Source organism: Mesorhizobium caraganae (assembly GCF_016836705.1).
GTDB lineage: Bacteria > Pseudomonadota > Alphaproteobacteria > Rhizobiales > Rhizobiaceae > Mesorhizobium > Mesorhizobium caraganae.
This window is the reverse complement of the sequence record NZ_JAFCGY010000051.1, coordinates 21,511-27,510: the sequence shown is the minus strand read 5'-3', so window position 1 is coordinate 27,510 and position 6,000 is coordinate 21,511. Positions and strand designations below refer to the sequence as shown.

General features: G+C 59.6%; 6 protein-coding genes. 1 reads left to right on the top strand and 5 read right to left on the bottom strand.

The window, feature by feature from the left end; translation table 11 throughout:
- The coding region (locus JQK88_RS33870; protein WP_376740487.1) for a hypothetical protein at positions 1-676 on the bottom strand (676 nt) is incomplete at its 3' end.
- 771 nt (positions 677-1,447) lie between these two features.
- Between JQK88_RS33870 and JQK88_RS33865 the strand changes: the two genes are divergently transcribed.
- Positions 1,448-1,657 carry a hypothetical protein gene (locus JQK88_RS33865; RefSeq protein WP_192247775.1) on the top strand — a complete coding sequence of 70 codons (210 nt, stop codon included), beginning with the start codon at positions 1,448-1,450 and terminating at the stop codon, positions 1,655-1,657.
- Between the two features lie 668 nt (positions 1,658-2,325).
- Here the strand turns inward: JQK88_RS33865 and JQK88_RS33860 are convergent.
- The 4 genes from JQK88_RS33860 to JQK88_RS33845 form a co-directional block, all read right to left on the bottom strand.
- Positions 2,326-2,631, bottom strand: coding sequence for a hypothetical protein (locus JQK88_RS33860; RefSeq protein WP_192247778.1), 306 nt, complete (start codon positions 2,629-2,631; stop codon positions 2,326-2,328).
- 415 nt (positions 2,632-3,046) lie between these two features.
- Entirely contained in the window at positions 3,047-3,403 is a 357-nt protein-coding gene (locus JQK88_RS33855) for a GPW/gp25 family protein (RefSeq protein ID WP_192247781.1), read from the bottom strand.
- Positions 3,400-3,735, bottom strand: coding sequence for a hypothetical protein (locus JQK88_RS33850; protein ID WP_192247784.1), 336 nt, complete (start codon positions 3,733-3,735; stop codon positions 3,400-3,402). Before JQK88_RS33850 ends, JQK88_RS33855 begins: the two co-directional genes overlap by 4 nt.
- Positions 3,735-5,675 carry a type VI secretion system Vgr family protein gene (locus JQK88_RS33845; RefSeq protein ID WP_203280913.1) on the bottom strand — a complete coding sequence of 647 codons (1,941 nt, stop codon included), beginning with the start codon at positions 5,673-5,675 and terminating at the stop codon, positions 3,735-3,737. The genes JQK88_RS33850 and JQK88_RS33845 overlap by 1 nt, the downstream gene beginning before the upstream one ends.
- Between the last annotated feature and the right edge of the window lie 325 nt (positions 5,676-6,000).

Genomic DNA, 6,000 nt, shown 5'->3' with positions numbered 1-6,000 from the left:
TCGCTGTATTGAAACTGTCGGCGGGCAACTGGCCGGCTTGATCCACTCCTGCCCAAAACTCCGTCGAATTGACGCTTTGCGGCGACGGAGCGGGTTGATCCGCCGCATCCACCGCGGCCCAAATCTCGTCTTGATCGAAAGTGTTCAACGGTGAGGGCGCGGCTTGATCCACTGGCGGCCGAGAGCTGCCTTCCCCAGCGCGCGAACTCTCCTGCCAGAGCTCCTGACGGTACCTGTCAAGCATACCCAATGCCGGGATGGCGCGCGGGAAAAGCGCTGTAGCACGTTCGAGCAGCGAATCGCCATCAAGTCCAGCAAGACTCAGCCCGAGAGGCCGGAGCGCCTCAGACAACGCACGGAGATGGCTACAATAGGCTCGGATGGTATCCTTGCCCAGCCTCCTGCGAGCCGCCACAGCCGCCGTATTGATGAGCCTCTCATCTTCATCAGAGACAATACGGCGCCGCCGTCTTTCGGCTGCTGCTTGCTGTGGCTCGGCTGCTTGCTGTGGCTCGGCTGGTTGCCCCGCTTGCTGCTGTTGCAGCAAGTAGTAGTTCCGCATCCACGCTTCCGTGCCCTGTGCCCCGGTCAGGGCTTCGTACCACTGTATCGGGTCCGGGGCTGGATCGTCGTCGTCGGAAGTACCGCCCGGCTGGGCCTGTCCTGGATTTACCATTGCCGTCTCTCCTGTAGCCAGATCAAGGATGTCCGATCTTACAGCCGGCCGAGCGTTCCTACCCATGCCAAATCCATATGCCATCATGCTCGTGAGACATGGTCAGCGACCCTTGTCGAATCAACGGCGCATGACCGTGTTTCACGGGGCAGTGTTTCCCCGACCACCGGTTTGAAGCCGTTCATAGCGACCTCCACCACGGCACGACGTGTTCCCCGACCTCTTCTGCCGGTAGTCGGAACGGCTGCCTAATTGGCGGGGCACTGTTCCAACTTTTTTGCAACAGTTCTTCGCTCCGGCCCCAACCAAAGCCGGGAGCCTTGCGGACAGCCCTGATCGCGGCCGGTCTTTGGCGCCGCGGTCAGGTCCACTTGAATTGGCTCTTCGAGACAATCTCATGCAACGGCTTGCGCGAACTGGGCTGCTCCCCTTTTGTGGAGCTTCGGAGAGCGTCGCCTTGTCACCGACTCGGCCGATCGCGACCGCCGCCTCTATGCGGTAGTCAACCGAAATGGCGAGGACCGCTCTGGTGCGATCAAGACGAAGCGGGAGCGTCGTGGACCAGGTCCGCTTGCGAAAGTATCGCAGGAACTGCGATCATAGTTCGAGGAGGAACTGCTTCATCCGGGCGCCGACCGGCAAGCATGGCAGGCATCGAGGCAACACCCGTCCCTGGAACCCCACCATGTCCCGACAGAATGACTGAATGTGAATTGTGCATGACGGCGGAGCGATTGGTATGCGCTAGCATATGCCGATAAGGAAGAGGTCGTGAAAACCCTCTTGCGAATGACAGGCAACGCCTCAAGAGAAACAGCCTTCCCTATCCTCTCGAAAACGCGAGCTCACGGCCGTGCCCGAAATCGGGCGGATCGTCGAGGCTCTGATCAGTCCCGCCGCTTCATCATCGAGCGGATCAAGGCTCTCGACGAGCACGTCCGCGACGCCGCCAAGCAGAACGCCATGGCCGCCTGTTCATGACGGCTCCCGGCGGGGGTGACCGCACTCTCGGTCGCTGCCACCTGTAACGACGCTTCCCGCTTCCGCCGCTCCTCCAGCGCGGCGCCTATCTCGGCCTCACCCCAAACGTTACCAATCCGGCGAGGTCAGTCGAAATGGTCGCAGCAGCTCGAAGCGCCGCAATAAGCTAACGCGAACCCATCTCTATGAAGCCGCCAGCGTCATCCTGACGCGGCAAACCGGCTTCTCCTCGCCGAAGGTCTGGGGCCTCAGGAGTGCTAAGGGAGCTGGATTCGAGAAGGCAGTCGCCGTGGCACGCAAGCTCGCTGTCATTTCTTCACGCCATGTGGAAGCCGAACGAACCATTGCGCCGCATCGTCGCTGGAGCATGATCCAAGACCCCAATACCTGAAGCCGTCCACCGATGCGTCCTTGCCGGGACGCCTGCGCGGATGGGGTCGCTCCCTCCCATGCGGTCCGATGGAACCGCGAACACCACTTCGACCGACGCAAACATGCGGCTATCCTTGCGATCGACCACGGAGAGAACCTCGAACCCGGCAAGCGCTGCATCAGCGAAGAGAAAGGAGCTCATTGACAGAAGCGATTGGAGAACCTGTGGGGAGTGCGTCCTGCCAGCTATAAGTACCGGTGGCCTGGACCTCACCGCCACGCCGAAAGAGAACGCGTTATTCCTTTGCAGCAAGTCCGAGCTGAACGCGCTTCGAATGCAGGATTGCTTTAAGGACATCGATTCCAAACTTGAGGCTTTCTGCTTCAGCCTCAATCGAGATACCTGTCGTGACGGTGCCCCTGGCTTCATTGAGCGCGACCTCCTCTAGATCGTCAAACCACTGCTGACCGCTACCTTCCTGAATTTTTGATAGGTTCTCAATCGCCACCCAAAGTGCCGATTGAACTGCTATTAGGGCAGCACCGAGTTTTCGTTCGTCTGCGCAAGAGATAGACACAACAGGTCCGTTTTCTTCGTTCATGGGTCTGTTCCTTTGCGTGGATGAACATTGGCCGAACTGGCCCTCAGGTTGCGCCCGGCGTTGATCAGCGTTCGACATCGTCAGAAAAGAGCGCTGCTCATGTGCTTATGACGCGTCCAATGTGGCCATCGGCCATGGCGCTTGGCTCGAAGGAGAAGTCGACCGCCGAAAGACACAGGTCGATAAATGTGGGGGCGGGGCCGCTGGGACGGACGATCGCGAGGCGATAGGTTGAATAGTCGTTCCAGCGCGGCGACCGGCAAGAGCAGGGGCTTCACGAGACTAATCTCGATGAAAATGGGATCAGCTACGCTCCCGCCTTGCTGAACTTCGACATACTCGATGCCCGAAACGGCGACCGACGAGGCTTCCAAGGCTTTGCGTCGAAGGGGATCGCAGCAGTGGTTGACGTCGCTCATGAAAGGCCCTTCGACAGGCTGAGGTTCACGGCTTGGCCCGTCGCCTTCACGTCATAGTTCAGCTTGATTTGTAGGATCGCAGCCGCGTCGTCAAAGTCGACAAGCGGGTTTCGCAGGGTCAGGAGCTGGCCGAGGGTGACGGCTTCGACTGCGGCCTCCAGCGCAAGGGCCACCAGTCCGTTACCGGCGGCAAAAAGCATCTCACGTACCGGCGAGCGGAAGGTCGGACGCGTGAGCCGCTCGCCGGGGCCGGTCATGATCAGCACTTCAAGGCAGTCGCGTTCGGGTGATCCGTAGGGCCAGGCGCTGGCCCGGCAGAGCGGGGTGGCGGTGCAGGGAAAGGCCAAGCTCATGTCGCGATCACCCGTGTCTGGCTGGCGGCGATGATTGGCGGACCGCCAGGGATTTGTTCTGCCGAGAGGCATAGAGCGGCAAGTGGATTGATGAGGACGGGCTGACCATTGACCAGGACCCGCGTGGTGGCGGCGACCCAGCGTGTGGTCACACAGGGCTGCGGTTTGCCGTTTGGCAGCGTGAAGGCGCAGCCGGCCACCAGGCCCTGGTCAGTCAAGACCGCCACGGGCATGCCCGAGACGGAGACGCGCGGCGAGGCAACCACTATATTGAGGGTACCGCCGTGCGGGCAGGTCGCGGTCGTTCCTGTGTGAAGGACGGTACCAGGCATCAGGTCACCACAAGCGCTTCGTTGTTGATGATGACCGAAGGACCCGACACCTTGATCGAGGCTCCCTGGCCGCCCATGAGAGTGATGCCGGCTGCGCTGATTTCGATGGTCTGGGGGCCGGTTGCGCCCATCACTGAGAGGCGAATCTTGTCAGGTGTCACCTCGATACTGCTACCAAATGCCGCCGCGGCTGAGGCTGAAGTCAGGAGGTATTGCGTCTTGACGTCGATGGCATAGATATTTCCAACATTGACGTTGTGGTCCTTCTGCGCTTTCAGAAAGACCTCCTCACAACCTTGCCTATCCTCGAATCGCAGCTCGTTGTAATCGGCGATTGTGCCGCGATCGGTATGCGTTCGGAATGTGGAGCGGGTCTTGTTGGCCGGTAGGGCTTCAGGCGGCAAGTTGGAGCCGTTGTAAACGACCCCGGTTACGAGGGGACGGTCAGGGTCGCCGTGGACGAAGTCCACCATGACCTCTTGGCCGATCCTTGGAGTTAGGAGGCAGCCGAAGCCCTTGCCGGCCCAGTTCTGCGCTACCCTGATCCAGCAGGAGCTATTTTCGTCCTTGTTGCCCTCGCGGTCCCAGAAAAACTGGACCTTGATGCGGCCGTACTGATCCGTCGTGATCGTCTCGCCTCTCGGGCCCACGACGACCGCCATCTGCGGCCCCTTGATCGCCGGCACCGGTGTGCGGCGCGGCGGGCGGTACTGGGTGCTCGCAGGGATGATCTCGACCGTACTGTGATAGAGGAAGTACTCAGCGTTCTGGTCGGTGGTGACCGCTCCCGGTGGTCGGTCTCCCAGTTCCCCCAAAACCGTGAACTCGTTCGCAATCGCCAGAAAGCGCTGGGTAGCCTTTGGGCGCGCACCCACTTCGCCGTAGTAGAAAGGGTTTGCAGCCTTGAAGACTAATCCCGTTTTGATCTGGCGAGCTGTAGTTTCAATACGCGCCCGATAGGCGTTGCAACTGAGCTCTTCTGCGCGGATCGTGGCGTAGAAGTCGCCATCCCCCTTTGTTTTGTAGCCTCCGGGATAGATGAATGTCTCTTGCATGTCTGAGGAAAGGTCCGCGGTCACCGTCTCCAATGCCACGACAGTGGCGCCAGAAAGGCGCCTACCGGCACCCGCTGCGCTCTTGCCGGGTGGAATGCCGCCGATCCGCACGGAAGGGGTGCGCGCGGCAGCGGCAAGCTCTGCCATCGGCTTCTCATGGTCGTAGTCCTTGAGAACGACCTTGTTCGACTGCAGTGACACGACTTCGCTCCAATGCAAGATAACATCATCTCGATGGAGATTTCGGGCAGGCCTGAGATTGTGGTGGGTCTCAACAGCCTCAGGCTTGCATGTTTCATGGCTCGAAAGGTGGTCGACGAGCACCAGATCGTGTCGGTTCTCCCCATGTTCAAAATAGTAGTACAGGCCGTCCTGCTCCATTAAGCGGCTGACGAAAGCCAGATCAGTCTCGTCGTACTGCACGCAAAACGTGCGCTCTGGAAACCGCCCGATTGTCCGGTTCTTGAAATTGCCTTTGTGCTCCCGAAATATTTGGGTGATGACCTCAATGCTGGTCTTATTCTGAAAAATTCGGCTGTTAGTACGATAATCGAGCAGGGAAAGCCAAGGCCGCAACTCCGCCATGTAGTTGAGGTGCTCCGTGTCGTCCAGGCCGAGATACTCCAATCGAGTGATGACGCCGTTGAAGAAACGCGTTCCGGCGTCCTTCAGCTTAAGGCCGACCGTCAAAAATTGGCCAGGAATGTTGGTGAAGTTCTGAACCGGATGGGGTGTGGCGAGCTTCACCTCATAGAGAAAAGGTTCCCCCAGCCGTTCGGTGCCGCTTAGCCGTCGAAGAATGATCTCGTTCGGCTGGAATGCGGCCGAAGTGACTGCAGCAAATCGATTGTGCTTCAGGAGATTTTCAATTGTAGACTGGACCATAGGGTATTTCCGCGGTTGAGATGCAAGAGCGCCGTAGTACCTTTTTCACTTGGCTTTAGAGACGCGGCCGGAGTGCCGCCAACGAAAACCATGGGGGGCGCAATGCCGGGCATCGATGATGAGCCTGCCGATTGGGCGCTACCCGCGCCGCTGCCGCTCGGTTGAGTTTGCTTGGTGATCTGAATGGCCGCCCAACTTGTCCCCTTCCGGCAGCATCTTGATACCCTCATCGAGAAGGCGCGCCATCTCGGGTCAGAGAGAAACGGGCATGCCGGCTGACGGCGAATTGGGTGTGCATGGCGTCCACCAGGTTTAGAACTTGGGC

Bases quoted from the DNA above. Each gene is read 5' to 3' on its own strand.
- JQK88_RS33855 (WP_192247781.1), bottom strand. From the start codon at position 3,403: ATGAGCTTGGCCTTTCCCTGCACCGCCACCCCGCTCTGCCGGGCCAGC.
- JQK88_RS33860 (WP_192247778.1), bottom strand. From the start codon at position 2,631: ATGAACGAAGAAAACGGACCTGTTGTGTCTATCTCTTGCGCAGACGAA.
- JQK88_RS33845 (WP_203280913.1), bottom strand. From the start codon at position 5,675: ATGGTCCAGTCTACAATTGAAAATCTCCTGAAGCACAATCGATTTGCT.
- JQK88_RS33850 (WP_192247784.1), bottom strand. From the start codon at position 3,735: ATGCCTGGTACCGTCCTTCACACAGGAACGACCGCGACCTGCCCGCAC.